The organism is Paracoccus sp. (in: a-proteobacteria), assembly GCF_035556475.1.
Lineage (GTDB): Bacteria > Pseudomonadota > Alphaproteobacteria > Rhodobacterales > Rhodobacteraceae > Paracoccus.
Genome location: NZ_DATMFA010000068.1, coordinates 31403 through 46327, shown reverse-complemented (window position 1 = coordinate 46327; position 14925 = coordinate 31403). Strand labels below are relative to the sequence as shown.

General features: G+C 63.9%; 14 protein-coding genes and 1 tRNA gene. 7 read left to right on the top strand and 8 right to left on the bottom strand.

Translation table 11 applies throughout. The annotated features are described in order from the left end of the window. The first annotated feature begins 888 nt into the window (after positions 1 to 888). Positions 889 to 1464 (top strand): YceI family protein, encoded by a 576-nt coding sequence (locus VNQ78_RS08530; RefSeq protein ID WP_325688652.1) that lies wholly within the window; start codon positions 889 to 891, stop codon positions 1462 to 1464. A 37-nt stretch (positions 1465 to 1501) separates the two neighbouring features. Here the strand turns inward: VNQ78_RS08530 and VNQ78_RS08525 are convergent, their stop codons facing one another. From VNQ78_RS08525 to VNQ78_RS08505, 5 genes are all read right to left on the bottom strand, one after another. Beyond that, positions 1502 to 1897, bottom strand: coding sequence for a hypothetical protein (locus tag VNQ78_RS08525; protein WP_325688650.1), 396 nt, complete (start codon positions 1895 to 1897; stop codon positions 1502 to 1504). A gap of 186 nt (positions 1898 to 2083) precedes the next feature. Beyond that, positions 2084 to 2173: transfer RNA gene (locus tag VNQ78_RS08520), tRNA-Ser, on the bottom strand. Positions 2174 to 2215: 42 nt separating this feature from the next. Continuing rightward, a complete protein-coding gene (phaR, locus tag VNQ78_RS08515) occupies positions 2216 to 2809 on the bottom strand; it encodes a polyhydroxyalkanoate synthesis repressor PhaR (protein WP_325688648.1) in 594 nt (197 codons plus the stop codon). Positions 2810 to 2952: 143 nt separating this feature from the next. Further along, on the bottom strand, positions 2953 to 3417 hold the full coding sequence (locus tag VNQ78_RS08510; protein ID WP_325688646.1) for a phasin family protein: 465 nt from the start codon (positions 3415 to 3417) through the stop codon (positions 2953 to 2955). Between the two features lie 121 nt (positions 3418 to 3538). Then, positions 3539 to 5314, bottom strand: coding sequence for a class I poly(R)-hydroxyalkanoic acid synthase (locus tag VNQ78_RS08505; RefSeq protein WP_325688644.1), 1776 nt, complete (start codon positions 5312 to 5314; stop codon positions 3539 to 3541). Between VNQ78_RS08505 and VNQ78_RS08500 the strand changes: the two genes are divergently transcribed. Together VNQ78_RS08500 and phaZ are read left to right on the top strand one after the other, a co-directional pair. Further along, a complete protein-coding gene (locus VNQ78_RS08500; protein ID WP_325688642.1) occupies positions 5313 to 5891 on the top strand; it encodes a hypothetical protein in 579 nt (192 codons plus the stop codon). The genes VNQ78_RS08505 and VNQ78_RS08500 overlap by 2 nt on opposite strands. A 138-nt stretch (positions 5892 to 6029) precedes the next feature. After that, entirely contained in the window at positions 6030 to 7355 is a 1326-nt protein-coding gene (phaZ, locus tag VNQ78_RS08495) for a polyhydroxyalkanoate depolymerase (RefSeq protein ID WP_325688656.1), read from the top strand. Between the two features lie 25 nt (positions 7356 to 7380). On the opposite strand, the gene VNQ78_RS08490 is transcribed toward phaZ, so the two are convergent. Continuing rightward, a complete protein-coding gene (locus VNQ78_RS08490; RefSeq protein WP_325688640.1) occupies positions 7381 to 8127 on the bottom strand; it encodes an alpha/beta hydrolase in 747 nt (248 codons plus the stop codon). Between the two features lie 167 nt (positions 8128 to 8294). Here VNQ78_RS08490 and thrS point away from each other — a divergent pair, with 167 nt between their 5' ends. Then, positions 8295 to 10241 (top strand): threonine--tRNA ligase, encoded by a 1947-nt coding sequence (gene thrS, locus VNQ78_RS08485; RefSeq protein WP_325688638.1) that lies wholly within the window; start codon positions 8295 to 8297, stop codon positions 10239 to 10241. 229 nt (positions 10242 to 10470) lie between these two features. After that, a complete protein-coding gene (locus VNQ78_RS08480; RefSeq protein WP_011747293.1) occupies positions 10471 to 10677 on the top strand; it encodes a cold-shock protein in 207 nt (68 codons plus the stop codon). A 224-nt stretch (positions 10678 to 10901) separates the two neighbouring features. Here the strand turns inward: VNQ78_RS08480 and VNQ78_RS08475 are convergent, their stop codons facing one another. Continuing rightward, entirely contained in the window at positions 10902 to 12305 is a 1404-nt protein-coding gene (locus VNQ78_RS08475) for a hypothetical protein (protein WP_325688636.1), read from the bottom strand. A gap of 159 nt (positions 12306 to 12464) precedes the next feature. Next, positions 12465 to 13676, bottom strand: coding sequence for a glycosyltransferase family 87 protein (locus VNQ78_RS08470; protein ID WP_325688634.1), 1212 nt, complete (start codon positions 13674 to 13676; stop codon positions 12465 to 12467). Between the two features lie 187 nt (positions 13677 to 13863). On the opposite strand from VNQ78_RS08470, the gene VNQ78_RS08465 reads away from it, so the two are divergent. After that, on the top strand, positions 13864 to 14193 hold the full coding sequence (locus VNQ78_RS08465; protein ID WP_325688632.1) for a DUF1330 domain-containing protein: 330 nt from the start codon (positions 13864 to 13866) through the stop codon (positions 14191 to 14193). A 124-nt stretch (positions 14194 to 14317) separates the two neighbouring features. Beyond that, positions 14318 to 14923 (top strand): glutathione S-transferase family protein, encoded by a 606-nt coding sequence (locus VNQ78_RS08460; protein ID WP_325688631.1) that lies wholly within the window; start codon positions 14318 to 14320, stop codon positions 14921 to 14923. The last annotated feature ends 2 nt before the right edge of the window (positions 14924 to 14925 follow it).

The window sequence follows — 14925 nt, the reverse complement described above, 5'->3', positions numbered from 1 at the left end:
AAAACAACCCAAACCGCGCCATTTCCTTCGTGGCGCCGTCCAAGCCATCTCATTCCCGAATTTTCCCAGAACCAACCGCCGTCACCAACGCCTCGCTCCGTCCCGTCTCAGCGTCTCGCCGTTTCGGTGAGGCGGTATTTACGGATCACCACCACCACCCGCAAGTGCAAAAATGAAGGAAATGCGAATTATTCTTTAACTAACTGATTTTACAATATAATTATAGGAGATTGCCCCATGCCGGTCCGACTCGCCTCCCGACGGGACCAGGGCTGGGCAGAAGGCTTTCCCGGCCGTCCGTAGCGCTTCGCCCAGCATATGCTGGCCTTTTCCCGATCACTGCCGCCGAAGAATCGGCGAGTCACCCGAATCCCGTGCCGGGGTCATGCGGCACGAGCGACAGGTTTTCACCTTCGAGCCAGACGGCAGCACTCCCTCCTCGAGATGCATGGGAGCGCAGGCCGTCCCGATCCCTGCCCTCGGGCCAGAAGCGCAGCCCGGGCGGATCGGCCATCCTGACCCTGCCCATTTTTGTCCCAGTGCTGGTCGCGGACATGGAGAGCGTGATCTTAGAGGGGGGAGGTGTGAACATAGGGCGAGCCGATTCCTTTCCTCGGACCGCACGATCCGCGGGTATATGCACGACATCTCGCGGGTCGAGGCGGTCGGTGCCCCCGCGGCAGAGTGAGGGCGACAATTCACTCTCCCGTCAACTGGCCTTGCGCCGCCCCGAATTCCACGCGGTTTCAGGCGGCGCGGTGCTATAATCGGATCGAAATTGAACCAGGGCGTGGCTGAGACGCAGTTGGACCCCCTGCCCTCGCGCACAGCGCGCCGGAGGCGGACGATCCCTCGCCATGACCGGCCCCGGCATCGAGGGAGGAGGAGATGAAACCGCCGGTCCGCCTACTTGCATGGCTGCTGGTCGGGATGCTGGCCGCCAGCCCGGCGGCTGCGTCGAAATGGCTTTATGAACTGGACGGAACGTCGCAGGTCGCGTTCTCGGCCGATTCCGGCGCGGGCCGGATCACCGGGTCGATCCCCGTCACCGATGCGAGGCTGCGCCTCGACCTCGATCGGGTTTCGCAAAGCAGCATCAGCGTGGTCCTGAATGCGGCATCCGCCAAGGCAAACTCGCCCTTCGCGGCGGTGGCGATGAAGGGTCCGGGGATCCTCGACACGGGACATTATCCGACGATCGAGTTCCGCAGCACCTCGGTCACGCGTCGCGGAAGCGGAGTGCAGGTTATCGGGGATCTGACGATCCGCGGCATGACGCGGCCGTTAAAGCTGGAAGGCGCGCTTTCGCGCAGCCAGCAGACCGATCCCGAAAGCCTCGATCACCTGCGCATCCACCTGACCGGCGCGATCCACCGCAGCGCCTTTGGCGCGTCGGGATGGTCGGACACCGTGGGCGATGTCGTCCGCCTCGACATCATCGCCCGGATCTCGCGCAGGCAATGAACGTCCTCAGGCTTTTCCGGGCGCTGGGGCCGAACGGTCAGCCGGCCTTTCGGCCCAGCTCAAGCTCGGGGAAGGCGCGCCAGGGCACGTCGTCGCGGTTGCAGATGGGATGGTCCAGCGTTCCGCCCGCCAGCTTGCCGTCCCGGATCGGGATGCCGATGCTGCGCACGCCGATATAGCGGCCCGAGACGTTCTTGCTGTCAGCCCGGACGCAGACCCCCTGCAGCCCGTCCGAGAAGGTGGCGACATTCGAGATCTCGGCCTTTCGGATCGACGTCGGATCATAGATCAGCTGTTCTGCCCCTTTGACGATCTCGGCCTTCAAGGCTTCGCTTGGTGGGACCGACCGCGCAATGACCTCACCATATCTGTCCTGGGCCGCGCAGGCCGCCAGGAGCGCGAGGCTGCCGCCGATGGTCAGTACGAGCTTCATGTTCCGTCCCTTTTCGCGTGAGAGGCTTTCCACCGGCGACGGTAAGGACGAATGGAAACGAAGGAAAGGGCGCCGCCGGCCGATCCGCGAATTTTGGAAGGACCGTCGCAAATGAACATCGGAAAGCTGTCACGGCAGAGGTCAGGAACCTGCCTTAACCTGCTGAATTATACCGCTAAAGATTGATGGCGGACAGTGAGGGATTCGAACCCTCGAGACGGTTCCCCGCCTACACACTTTCCAGGCGTGCGCCTTCGACCACTCGGCCAACTGTCCGTGGCGGTCCGTCTAGCGTGATCTAGGGACCGGTGCAAGCCGTCACAGCTTTGAAATTCGCTTCTGAAGCTCGGCAAGCTGGCGGCGGATCTCGTCCATGTCCTCGCCCTCGGCAGAGTTGCGAAAACCGGCGCGGCGCGGGGCGGCCGGGTCGTCCTCATCGGCTTCGGGTCCGCTGCTGCCGCCCGTTGCCCAGCCGGCGGTCAGCGCCTTCAGGAACAATTGCTGCTGACGCTGGAGAGCCTCGAAACCCGGCATCGACGACATCGGGTTCGGGAATGTCGCCATGTTCTCCATGATCTTCGACTGTCCCTCGCGCAGCATCTCGAAGCTTGCTGCAAGAAATTGCGGCACGACCGATTGCGCCTGCGTCGTATAGCTGCGCACGAGGTCGGTCAGCACCTCGATCGGCAACACGTTCTCGCCCCGGCTCTCGTGCTCGGCGATGATCTGGAGGAGATATTGCCGCGTCAGGTCGTCGCCGCTTTTCAGGTCGACGATCTGGACCTGCCGTCCGGCACGGATGAAGCCCGCAATATCCTCAAGCGTGACGTAGTCGCTGGTCTCGGTGTTGTAGAGACGTCGGCTGGCGTAGCGCTTGATCAAAAGGGGCGAGTTATTGTCAAGCTCGGCCATGAACCCTCCGGCAATGCATTTGCAGCATGATGGGAAAACAGTCGGACAAATGCAAAGAAAATCGCCCGCGGGAAAACCCGGGGCGATTCCATGACAGGCAAGAGCCGGGCGGACGCTCCGCCCCGCTCATGTCGATCCGAAGATCAGGCCTTGGCGGGGGCCGGCGGCACGATCCCGGCTTTTTTCACGGCAGCCTGAGTTTCACGCGCAGCGGTCTCGGCGACCTTCTGGGTCTCGGCGGCAATGTCCTTGCCGGCGGTCAGCATCAGATCGACGGTGTCCATCTGCACTTTCTTGGCAACCTCGGCGAAGGCGGCCATGTGCTCGGCAGCCATCTCGGCCGCGGCGGTCGCGAAGTCGCTGACAGCCTTGGCATATTCCGACGGCTCTTCCTTCGAGCTGGTCAGCTCGCCCATGCGGGCGATGGTGTCCTTGGCCCATTGGGACGAAATCTCGGTCGAGCGCTCGGCAGCGGCCAGCGCGACCTTGGCCATCTTCTCGCCCAGCGCGGTCTGCGATTTGAAAGCGTCCTGGAAGGACGAGGTATCCACCGGGAATTTCGCCATCATCTCTTGCAGGGTCTTGGTGAAGTCAGGGGTCTTGACCATTTTCCGTCTCCGTTATGCGGCGCATGAGATACCGGGCGCCCGTTAGCCATCTACCTGACCGAATATAAATGCTGCAGCGCAGCATTTCAACATATTTCGCTGCATCGCAGCAATAAACTTCCTACGCCCTTTCATGCACATATTGGCCCGGCGCCGGACCGAAGCCCTCGCCCGGGTCGCGTGCCGGGACAAGACCGCCCGCGCGCGGGCCGAGCCAGTCGCCCCAGGTCGGCCACCAGCTCCCCTCGCAGAAGCTCGACTGATCGCGCCAGCCCTCATAGCCGCGGGCGAAACCGCCATCCGAAACGTAATGGCCGTATTTCTTCTTGCCGGGCGGGTTGATGATTCCGGCGATATGGCCCGATTGCGACAGGATGAAGGTCTTGTCGGCCGCGCCCATCAGCGAGACGCCACGCCAGCTGTCCCGCGCCGGAGCGATGTGATCGCTCTCGCAGGCGATGGCGCAAAGCGGCACGGTCACCTCCTTCACGTTCAGGGTATGGCCGAAAAGCTCGAACCCATCCGTGACGAAGCGGTTCTGCTGGCAGAGGCCGCGCAGATATTCCAGCGCCATCCGGCGCGGCAGGTTGGTGCCGTCGCCGTTCCAGAACAGCAGGTCGAAGGCCGGCGGCCGCTCGCCCATCATATAGCTGCGGATCGCCGGGCCCCAGATCAGGTCATTGGCGCGCAGGAAGCTGAATGTCCGCGTCATCAGCTGCGAACTCAGCACGCCCGTCCTCGCCGCCTCCTGCTCGATCCCCGAGACGAAATCCTCCTGCAGGAAAGCGGTGAACTCTCCCTGATCCGAGAAATCGGTCAGCGTCGTGAAGAAGGTCGCCGAGTTGACGCGGTCGTCCCCCCGCTGCTTCAGCAGGGACAGTGTCAGTGCCAGCGTGGTGCCCGCGATGCAATAGCCGACCACGTTCAGCTTGGGCTGGTCGGTCAGGTCCAGAACGCGGTCCATGACCTCCAGATAGCTGGAGACGTAATCATCCATCCCCGTCTCGCCATAGCTGGGATCGGGGTTCTTCCAGGCCACCACGAAAAGCGTATAGCCCTGATCGACGATCCACTTGATCAGGCTGTTCTGCGGTTTCAGGTCGAGGATGTAGAACTTGTTGATCCATGGCGGAAAGATCACCAGCGGGATCTCATGCACCTGCTGGGTGGTCGGCTTGTACTGGATCAGCTCGTAAAGCGGCGTCCGGGCGACCACGGTTCCCTCGGTCGTGCCGATATCCTCGCCCACGCTGAAGGCGTCGCGATCGGCCAGCGAGACGATCATCTCGCCCCCGTGCTGCTCGACATCCCGGACGAGGTTCTCGAGACCCTTCACAAGGCTCTCGCCCTCGGTCGCGACGGCCCGCTCCAACGCGTCGGGATTGGTGGCCAGGAAGTTCGTCGGCGACATCATGTCGATCATCTGGCGCGTGAACCATTCCACGCGGCGGCGGTCGGTCATGCTGGAAAGGTCCAGATCACTCGCGGCCTGCCGCATCGCCTCGGCATTGATCTGATACTGGCGCTTGATGAAGTTGAAGAAGGGATGGCTTTCCCAAAGCGGGTTGGCGAAGCGGCGATCCTTCTCCCCCTCGTCACGAGGAGCGCGCAGCGTGCCGCTGGCAAGGGCCGCCTGCGCCTCGGCGAAATGGCGTAATGTCTCGCCCCAATAGCTGACCTGCTGGCCCAGCACGCGCTCGGGCTGCTCGGCCACAAGCTTGACCCAGGCGGCGGCGGCGGTGGTGAACAGATCTGCCCCCGGCGCCTCGACTCCCGGATTCTTGGGCCGGCGCAGGGCAAGGGCATTCACCAGCCGCTGCGTCAGGCTTTCGATTCGCTCGATATTCTGGGCAAGCTGCTCGGGCAGGCGGCTCTGGGCGCCGAAGGCAGCCTCCATGAACTCCGCGCTCAGCGGCGACGGCGCTGCGCCCGTGGCCGGCTCACCCTGCGGCGGAATCTCTCCTCTTGCCCCAGCCTCGGCAACCGGCCCCGCAGAGGAGAGCGGCTGCGGCGCGGCATCGGCAGGCGACAGTTCGGCGGTTTTGCTTGCCCGGCCCGGCTTTCGATGCGTCGTCGTCCGTGTGTCGGCGCGTTCCGGGCTACGCGCCCGCGCCCCGGCACCGCGCACGCCGGGCTTCGATTTCGCCGCCGCTGCCTTGGGCTTTGCCACTTCGGCCTTCGCGGCTGCGGGCTTCGTGGGCTCGGGCCGGGCGGCCTTGGCAGCAGCCGACCGTCTCGCGGCGGTTTTCGCGGCCGCGGGCTGGGCGGCCGCCGGAGCTTTCGTCGCCGCGGCACTGCGGCCGGCACCTGCCTTCGCGGCAGCAGCGCCCGACGAAGCGCGCGGCTTTCTTGCAGGCTTTTCGGCGGTCGAGACCGTCTCCGGTTGGCTCGTCTCGCTGGCCGCGCCCGGTTTCCTGGCGCGCGTGCGGGCGCCCGATCCCGAAGCAGTCCTGTTGCGCGGAGGTTTGCCCTGAATGTCGTCCTTGTCAGCCATAATTGACAATCCTCCTTGACCGTAAAATCATTATGCCTGTCCCGAAACGCAGGTAAAGCCGTGTCCTGCACGGCAAGCCTCGATCATACAGGTTCAGTGGATGGCGACTTACAAGGGCGTGAAGGGAATTGTTTCCTACGACGCGATGGAAACGATCCGTAACACCAACGAATGGCTTGGGGCGACCGCACGCGCCCTCGGCTCCTACCCCGCCTTCGCGCTGGTGCCCAATCCGATGTTCAAGCTGATGTCCGCATGGGGCCGCGTGACCGAGCGCAGCTTCGCGCGCATGGTCATCAAACCCAGCTGGCGCCTGGCCCCGATCGTGTCCGAGGACGGGCAGGACCACATCGTCTATGTCGAGCCGGTGCTGAAGCGTGATTTCGGTGATCTGGTGCATTTCCGTGTCGCGCGGCGCGACCCGATGCCGCGCAAGGTCCTCCTCGTCGCCCCGATGTCCGGCCATTATGCGACCCTCGTGCGAAGCACGGTCGCATCATTGCTGCCCGATTGCGAAGTCTATGTGACGGACTGGCACAATGCGCGGGACATCCCGGTCAGCGCCGGCAAGTTCGATATCGAGGATTATACCCAATATCTCGTCGACTTCCTGCGCCATCTCGGCCCCGGAACCAACGTGATCGCGGTCTGCCAGCCCGCGCCCTTGGCGCTGGCCGCGACCGCCATCCTTGCCGAGGACGAGCCCGCGCTGCAGCCAAGCTCGCTGATCCTGATCGGCGGGCCGATCGACCCCGACGCCAAGGCCACCGAAGTCACCGATTTCGGCAACCGCATGACGATGGGCGAACTCGACTATCTCCTGATCCAGCAGGTCGGCTTCAAATATCGCGGCGCCGGGCGCATGGTCTATCCGGGGCTGGCCCAGCTCAGTTCCTTCATCGCGATGAACGCCGATACCCATGCCAAGGCCTTCGTCGACCAGATCTTCGCCGAGGCGCGGGGCGAGGCATCAGACAGCGACCGCCACAACACTTTCTATGACGAATATCTCGCGGTCATGGACATGACGGCCGAATTCTACCTCTCGACCGTCCAGCGCATCTTCAAGGAAAACCAGATCGCGCGGAACGCCTTCACCGTGAACGGCCGCAAGGTCGATCTGGGCGCGATCAAGGATGTCGCGATCATGACGGTCGAGGGGGCGAATGACGACATCTCGGCGCCGGGCCAATGCGTCGCGGCGCTGGACCTCTGCACCGGCGTCCCGGCCGAACGCAAGACCCAGCATCTCGAGCCGAATGCCGGCCATTACGGCATCTTCGCCGGGAAAAGCTGGCGGCTGAACATCCGCCCGCTGGTCCTGGACTTCATCGACGAAAACCTCAGCGCGAAGCCCGGGGGCAAGCGCCGCCGCAACGGCCCGCAACCCGTCGATTGCGGCCGCGTGACGCCGAACGAGGAAGACGGCAAGATCGCGATCTGACCGGAAAATTGAGAGGGTCGCGGGATCAGCCCGCGGCCCGCTCCAGCACCTCGCCGAGCATCGCCCCGACCAGATCGAGGCAGTCGGGCGTCGAAAAGCGGTGATCCGCCCCCTTCACCAGAACAAGGCGCATGTCCTCCCCCTCGGCATGGGCCAAGAGGTCGGTCGCCCATTCGACGGGCACGTCCTCATCGGCAGTCCCTTGCAGGAACCGCGCCGGAAAGGGCAGCGCCAGCGGGTGCGACAGCACCAGATGATCGCGCCCATCCTCGATCAGGCGCCGGGTGATCACATAAGGCTCGCCATAGTCGCTCGGGCGCAGCAACCGCCCCTCGCGCATCAGCTCCGCCCGCTCGGACTCGCTGAATTCCGGCCAGAACCCGCGTTCGGTGAAATCGGGCGCCGCCGCGATGGTGACAAGCCCCGCGACTCGCCCCGGCAGGCTCCGCGCGACCAGAAGGCTCAGCCAGCCGCCCATGCTCGACCCGACCAGCACCTGCGGCCCCTCGGTCAGCGCCGTGATGGCGGCGGTCGCGTCGGCCAGCCAGTCGCCAATGCTGCCGTCCTCGAAGGCGCCCTCCGACTCGCCATGCCCGGAATAGTCGAAGCGCAGGAAGGCCCGCCCCCGCGCCTTCGCCCAATCCTCCAGCCAAAGCGCCTTGGTGCCCTGCATGTCGGACCTGAATCCGCCCAGAAACACCACGCCGGGCCCCTGCCCTTCGGTCCGATGATAGGCCAGCTGCCCATGCGGCCCGTCCAGAAACTCAGTCATTCACCGTTTCCCAAAATACCCTGCGGGGGGAGTCGCGCTCGCGCGACGGAGGCGCAAAGCCCCCCTCTCCCTAACCGCATTGACAACGCCCGGCAATCGCGCGACACCCGCGCGACATAACCCGCAACCGGGCGTTCCGTGGGCGCCAAACCGACGAGGAGGACTTCATGTCCCAGATCTCCCTCACCTTCCCCGATGGCAATTCGCGCGACTATCCCGCCGGCATCACCGCCGCCGAAGTCGCGGCCTCGATCGCGCCAAGCCTCGCGAAGAACGCGATCTCGGCCAATCTCGACGGCCAGCATATCGACCTGGCCTGGCCGATCGAGCGCTCGGGCAAGATCGCCATCAACACCATGAAGGACCGCGACCCCGCGCTGGAGCTGATCCGCCACGACCTCGCCCATATCATGGCCCGCGCCGTTCAGGAACTTTGGCCCGACGTGAAGGTCACCATCGGCCCGGTCCGCGATCAGGGCTGGTTCTACGATTTCGACCGCGCCGAGCCCTTCACCCCCGACGACCTCGGCCAGATCGAGGCGCGGATGAAGCAGATCATCGCTGCCCGCGACCCGGTCCGCACCGAGGTCTGGGACCGCGCCCGCGCCCGCGCCCATTACGAAGCCGCGAACGAGCCCTTCAAGGTCGAACTCCTCGATCGCATTCCGGGCGACGAGCCGATCCGCATGTATTGGCATGGCGACTGGCAGGATCTGTGCCGGGGCCCGCATCTGCAGAATACCGGGCAGGTTCCGGCCGACGCGTTCCGGCTGACCCATGTGGCGGGCGCCTATTGGCTGGGCGACAGCACGCGCCCGATGCTGCAACGCATCTACGGCGTCGCCTTCAGGAACCGCGACGACCTCAAGGCGCATATGACCATGCTCGAGGAGGCCGCGAAGCGCGACCACCGCAAGCTGGGCAAGGAAATGGAGCTGTTCCACTTCCAGGAGGAAGCGCCGGGCATGGTCTTCTGGCACCCGAATGGCTGGACGATCTATCGCGAGCTTGAGGCCTATATGCGTCGCCGCCTGATCCGCGCCGGCTACAAGGAGATCAAGACCCCGCAGGTCGTCGACCGCATCCTGTGGGAGAAGTCGGGCCATTGGGAAGCCTATCGCGAGAACATGTTCATCGTCGAGGTGGACGAGGAAGGCGCAAAGGAAAAGCGCATCAATGCGCTGAAGCCGATGAACTGCCCCTGCCATGTCCAGGTCTACAACCAGGGCCTGAAATCCTATCGCGACCTGCCGCTGCGCCTGGCCGAGTTCGGCTCCTGCCACCGCTACGAATCCTCGGGCTCGATGCACGGGCTGATGCGGGTGCGCGGCTTCGTTCAGGACGACGCGCATATCTTCTGCACCGAGAACCAGATCGAGGCGGAATGTGCGGGCTTCATCAGCCTCTTGTCCTCGGTCTACAAGGATCTCGGTTTCGCGAAATTCGACATCAAGCTTTCGACCCGGCCGGATGTCCGCGTCGGCTCCGACGAAATCTGGGACAAGGCCGAGGCCGCGCTTTCCGGCGCGATCGAGCATCTGGGCCTGCCCTATGAGGTCAATCCCGGCGACGGCGCCTTCTATGGCCCGAAGCTCGACTTCAAGCTGACCGACGCGATCGGCCGCGAATGGCAATGCGGCACGTTCCAATGCGACTTCAACCTGCCCCAGCGCCTCGAGGCGGAATATGTCGGCGAGGACGGCGCCAAGCACATGCCCGTCATGCTGCACCGCGCCGTGCTGGGCAGCTTCGAGCGTTTCATCGGCATCCTGATCGAGAACTATTCGGGCAAGATGCCGCTCTGGCTCGCCCCGCGTCAGGTCGTGGTCGCCTCGATCGTCTCGGGCGCGGATGACTATGTCCATGAGGTCGTCGAGGCTCTTCGCGCCGCCGGATTGCGCGCCGAAGCCGATACCAGAAACGAGAAGATCAACTACAAGGTGCGCGAGCATTCCCTTGGCAAAGTGCCGGTCATCATGGCGATCGGCATGAAAGAGGTTGAGGAGCGCAGCGTATCTTTGCGCAGGCTCGACAAACAGGGTAGTGAAAGCCTCGAATTGACCCAAGCGGTTGAGTCGCTTCGCCTGGAAGCCACTCCTCCCGACCTGCGCTGAGACACCGGCAAGTATCAGCGACAATTTGTTTAGCTTCGCGTGCATTCTGGTCTGTGATCAGAATGCTAGGCGCTTTATTGCTTGCGTTTTTTAAGGAATCGTTCATCCTCTCGGACGCGTGAGCACGACTTTCTACCCGCCTCCCTTCACGGGGCAGCCGGACTTACGGGAAAGGGCTGCACGGCCCGGGCGCAATCTCGCCCCGGGAGAACTGAAGGAGAGACGGTATATGGCTACCGGCACTGTGAAATGGTTTAATGCCACCAAAGGCTACGGCTTCATCGCACCCGATGATGGCGGCAAGGATGTGTTCGTGCACATCTCGGCTGTCGAACGTGCGGGTCTTACCGGCCTGAATGACAACCAGAAAATCGCCTACGAACTGCAGTCGGGCCGCGACGGCCGCAGCTCGGCTTCGGATCTGAAACTGCTCTGAGCAGACGATCCGGTGATTACCAAGCGGCCCGTCCTTGACGGGCCGTTTGCGTTTTCGGCGACCTTCTTCCCTGCCCTCCTGCGCGCAAGAATCCGGCGCCGTCCGCCTGAAGCAGGAAGGTCGCCGCGCCCCGGCATTGGCCCGGTTTCCCACCCTCTTGCTGCATTTGCCGTCTACGCCCCGAATCAATGCAACGTCAACGATTCGAATGCCGAATCACGACGCTACAGGATGGTCTTCAACCCCCTCTGCGGCAGCGGAAGCGAGATCGTCTCGCGCCGGACAAGCGAGGGGCCGGATACCAGCAGCCGCCGCGCATTTCCAAGGGCGGTTCCCGCGACAAGCCAGGTGATCGGGGTCAGGGTCGCATTCGGGATCAGGTCGACAATGTTGGTCGCCACTGCCACGGCCATCGCCGCGACCAGATAATGCTCGGTCTCGATGTCCTTGCCGGCGCGCGCCACCGCACGATAGGCAAGGACCACGGGCGAGGCGAGCAGCAGGAAAGTCGCGAGATAGCCGATCATCCCCCGCGCCCCAAGATAGATGACCCAAAGCCCGTCGGGAATGACCGTCACCTTACCGTCGAAAGGATCAATGATCAGCGACCGCCCCGATCCGCCCCATCCCCAGAGCGGCTTTTCCATGGCGCGGACAAGCAGATCCTCTTCGTTCATCAGCCGGAATTCCAGCGACCGGCCCCGCTCCTCCGAGACGCTTTTCGCCATCTCGACGATACGTTCGGCCGGCATCAGGGGCGTTGACCGCAGCATCGGATAGGCCACCGCCGCGGCGACCAGCGCGCAGGCGACCAGAAGTGCCAGCCGCGGCCGCAGGAACCCCAGCAAAGGAATGAACAGCGCCGAAAGCAGCAAGGCCCCCGCCGATTTGCAGATCAGGAGCAGCCAGCCCAGATACAGCATGATCGTTCTGGAGCGGGAATCCCGGTTGGCGCGGAAAATCCCGATCGAGAACATGAAGGCCGTCGCCGTCAGCGAGGCGACCCATAGCGGGTGTTCGAGAAAGACGATCGGGCGGAAGCCGCCATAGCGGATGGTCTGGATGAAATCGTGCTGGAAAAAGCCATAGACCCAGACATTCATCTGGGGGCTTAACCTGACCTCGGCCAGCATCAGGATCGAATACCACAGCATCGCCATCACCACCAACCGGCAGGTCAGTTCCGCGCCGCGGGCATCGCCCAGATAGCGATAGCCCAAGAGGAAGGGCAGGATCTGCACATAGGCCTTCATCATGTCCTTGACGCCGCTGACGACGGTAAGGCCCGGTCGATGCGCGTTTCCGTCGATCAGTTCATTGCCGTTCAGCAGGTTCGAGACCAGCGGAGAGCCGATGAAGATGATGATCAGCGTCAGCAGGACAAAGCCGTAGGGCGGCACCTCGCGAAGACGGGCCTCCCGCCCCTTGCCCACGAGGAGCAGCGCCGCCATCACCGTCGGCAGCGTCGACTTGTCGAATGGCGGCAGTCCCGGGACATAGAAGGCGATCAGGGGCGGAAGTATCAGATATCCCACCAGAATCGAGAGGATCAGCGCCCTCTGGATATCCAGCTTCGAGAACAGCATCATCACGACCAATGGCCAGGACAGCAAAACCAGATTGGCCATGACCTCATCTCCGATGACCTGCTTCAGCGTCCCGCAGGAGGCGCCGATTGCCGCAGGAACTCTCTCGGACTCTGGTCCGGTTTCGCATCCGCGATCAAGGCCTTGTTGGCCGCTCGGCTGACAAAGGCGCGCGCCGCGACGGGAAGGGCGGCGGCTCCGTCAGGATGGCGAGACCCGGAGGCCGGTTGCCACGGGTGCGGGCTTCCGGCACAGGAACAGGAACAGCCCCATCAGGCAAAGCAGGCTCAGCTCCCTCGTCCGGGCCATCAGTTCCATGTCGAGCTTTTCCCATATGCGCTGCGGGAAGAAGAGGACGCAGACCAGAAAGACGATCAGCGCCAGATATTGGGGCTTGCCCCGCGCGGCCATCAGCATCGGATAGGCCATGATCGCCACCGGCGCGACGTCATAGTCATGCGCGTAAAGAAACAGGTTCGACACGATCAGGATCACGTTCAGGAGCCATATGCCCTCATATCGCCGCCTGCCCCAGTAGAGCGCCGCGACCACGGCGATTGCCAGCGGCAGCAGCGAGGGAAGGATGACCCCGACGGACGCCAGCGTGCTGCGCAACCCGAACACATGCTTGAACGCAAGGGTGTTGTAGGCGCCGCCCTGATAGTCCCTGAGCGAGTGCAGCCAGGCCAGCCATGACCCGTCGATCCCGTTCGCGATCACCGGCCAGACCGACAGCAGCAGGGTCGTGGCGGCCGCCGTGGCCAGCAGCAGCCAGCGGCGGTCCAGCAGGAACCAGACCCCGACCAGAAAGACCAGCTGCGGCTTGAAGGCGCTGAGCCCCAGCAGCACCCCGGCGAGGACGTCCATCCTCCGGTCGGCCAGCAGCCAGCAACCGAAGAGGAAGGCCGCGGCGATCAGCGTCGTCTGCCCCATCCAGACGACATGCGCCGTGAAGGGATTGCCGATCATCACCGCCGAGGCGACCAGCACGACCGCCCGCGAGGTCGCCTCATCCCCCATGGGGACGCGGCGCGCGGCGGCATCGATGAAATAGACGAGGAACGCGATGGCGGCGAGGTTCAGGATGCCGATAACGAGAGCCGCCGCATCGGGCGACCCGGCCGAAAGCAGCAGCCCCAGCGGCGAGGAATTGGGCGGATAGGCATAGCTGACCGAGTCGATATTCGCGATCGACTTCATACTCTGCTTGAAGGCCCCGACATCATAGGGCGAGGAGAACCCCTCCCACATTTCGCCCGCGACATAGAGATAGCGCATGTCGAAGGCGAAATTTCCACCGCCGCGCCCGATCCCCATGAAGCCGAAAAAGGTCAGCGCCAGCAGCGCAAGACCCAGCAGCAGAACCGGAATGGCCGTGAGGTAGAACCTGTTGGACCCTGAAACAGCTTTCATCAATAACAACTCCGACTGCGAAAACAACGCGGCAGGTCACGGACCTGACGATAGCAGACACTCCAGAGTTGCGCCAACCTGCCCTTTTGGTCGGATCGGGACATTGCGGGAAGGGGGCGACGCCCCCTATCCTGCGGCGGCGGACTGCCCCCGCCTCCGGGTGGCAGCGCGAGGGAGGATAAACAGGATGCCCGTATTTCTGATCGCCGAAGTGAAAGTCACCGACGACGCGTGGATCCCCGATTATGCCGCGAAGGTCCATGACATCGCCGCCAAGCATGGCGGCCGCTATCTGTCGCGCAGCGGCAAGATCGAGACGCTCGAAGGCCCTGAGACGGATGAGACCCTGATCGCGCTGATCCAGTTCCCCTCGCGCGAGGCGGCGAAGGCCTTTGCCGGCGACCCGGAATACGCGCCCTTCGCCAAGGCGCGCCAGGACGGCTCGGAAAGCCATTTCCGGCTGATCGACGACACCGATGTCGCGGGCACGATCCCCTATCTTAGCAAACCGGCCTGACCTGATCGGGCCGGACCCGCGGCCAGCTTCCGCTGGCCGCCCCTGACCATCCCGCCTATAGTGGCGCCGAAACCCGTGCCGGCGCTGCCCGGCCCCTCCACCCCTTTCGCAGACGGAACCTCAAATGCGCCTTTATTCAATGCCTTCCTCGGGAAACAGCTACAAGGTGCGGCTGCTGCTCTCGCTCCTGGGACGGGCATGCGAGACCGTCGATGTCGAATACGAGACCGAGGCGATGACGCAGGCCAAGGCCGAAGGACGCCTGCCTTTCGGCAAGGCTCCGGTCCTGGAACTGGACGACGGCCGCCTGCTGCCGGAGTCGAACGCCATCCTGTACTGGCTGGGCGAAGGCAGCGGCTTCGTTCCCGCCGATCCTTATGAGCGCGCCCAGATGCTCGGCTGGATGTTCTGGGAGCAGAACCAGCACGAGGGCGTCATCGCCGTGCGCGCCGCACTGCTGTTCTATCCGCAACGCCGCCACCTCGCCACGCCCGAGCGTCTGGCGGAACTGCTGGAGCGTGGGCACGACCTGTTGCAGATCATGGAAAACCACCTCTCGGGCCGCGAATGGCTGGTCGGCAATGCCCCGAGCCTCGCCGATATCAGCCTTTACGGCTATACCCATACGGCGGGCGAAAACGGCGGCTTCGACATGACGCGCTTCCCGGCGATCAATGCCTGGCTGGGCCGCGTCAAGGCTTTGCCGGGCTACAAGGAGCTCAAGGCATGAAG